This is a genomic window from Acinetobacter lwoffii (assembly GCF_024129855.1).
GTDB classification, from domain to species: Bacteria; Pseudomonadota; Gammaproteobacteria; order Pseudomonadales; family Moraxellaceae; genus Acinetobacter; species Acinetobacter lwoffii_L.
Genome location: NZ_JAMXXC010000065.1, coordinates 1 through 1,391, shown reverse-complemented (window position 1 = coordinate 1,391; position 1,391 = coordinate 1). Strand labels below are relative to the sequence as shown.

1 protein-coding gene is annotated in these 1,391 nt (G+C 37.5%); it reads left to right on the top strand.

Features of this window, described 5'->3' with window-relative positions:
• Nucleotides 1-72 precede the first annotated feature (72 nt).
• Nucleotides 73-1,377 carry an IS4 family transposase gene (locus NI465_RS16505; RefSeq protein ID WP_005252158.1) on the top strand — a complete coding sequence of 435 codons (1,305 nt, stop codon included), beginning with the start codon at nt 73-75 and terminating at the stop codon, nt 1,375-1,377.
• Nucleotides 1,378-1,391: the final 14 nt, after the last annotated feature.

Here is a 1,391-nt window from a genome sequence, read left to right as displayed (position 1 = left end):
GTAATGCCAGTCAGTTAAGCAAAAAAAGTTAAAATGCTGTAAAAAGAGCGTATGTAAATACGCTCTTTTTTTATGAATTTATCTCAGAATCTAGATTTAACATTAAAACAAACCCTACCTTCACTTTCACAATTCAGTGAATTGATTGATTTAAACTGGATTGAAGATTGCTTAGACCAAACAGGTAAAGCATCAATTCGAAAAAGAAAACTGCCTGCTGAACATGTTGTTTGGCTGGTAATCGGACTTGCTCTATTTCGAAATCAACCGATTTGGTATGTGGTTCAACAATTGCAACTTGTTTTCGGTACGGCAGAATACTGTGTACCGAGTGCATCCGTACAAGCAAGACAACGCTTAGGCTTAGAACCCATGAGTGCTTTATTTTCGACATTAAGTCAGGCATGGTTTAAAGACTCACAACAACAATATAGCAACTTTCACGGTCTATGCGTTTGTGCTGTAGATGGTGTGGTTTGGTCTATGCCTCATACAGAAGAAAACTTTAAGCACTTTGGTTCATCCAAAGGCAAAACAGCAGCTGCACCTTACCCACAAGTTAGAGTGACTTGCCTGGTGAATACCAATACCCATGAAATGATTGATGCCCAAATGGGCAGTATGGATCAAGGTGAATTAACCTTAGCCAGTCAATTAAAAGCACCAGTTCGCAGTATTACCCTATTTGATCGTGCTTACTTCTCTGCTGATTTTTTAGTGAGCTGGCAATCTCAGGCAGAAGAGAGTCATTGGTTGATGCGAGCAAAGGACAACCTGCGTTATGAAGTGATTCATCATAATGCGGCCCATGACTTTCAGATCAAAATGCTTGTTTCAGCAAGAGCAAAAAAGATAAATCCGTCATTGGGTGACTATTGGGAAGCACGTTTAATTGAAGTTGAATATGCAGGAAAAATAAGACGTTACATTACATCATTAACAAATTCTAAAGTTTATCCATTCAAAGACCTTGCAATGCTTTATATCCAGCGTTGGGAAATAGAAATGTGTTATCGGGAAATTAAAAGTGATTTACAGGATGCAAGGATTTTAAGAAGCAAACAACCTGATTTGGTCTATCAAGAATTGTGGGGGGTATTTATTGCATATAATATCTTAAGAAGACAGATGAGGTTTATCGCTGAACATGCAAAGGTGAGTCCTTTAAGGATCAGTTTCCATATTGCATCTATGAGTATTATCAATATCTTAAGGCACACACCTTTAGAATCAGCAGGAAACCTACCCAAACATTTAGCGCAATTATTTGAACAATCTAAAATATTTGTATTACCTGAAAAAAGGCAAAGGCAATGTCCGCGAGTAGTGAAAATTAAAGCACAAAAATATCCAAGAAAATGCCAGTCAATTTCTTAACTGACTGGCATTAC

Excerpts from the sequence above, each read along its gene's own strand:
- NI465_RS16505 (WP_005252158.1), top strand. The coding sequence starts at position 73 with ATGAATTTATCTCAGAATCTAGATTTAACATTAAAACAAACCCTACCT.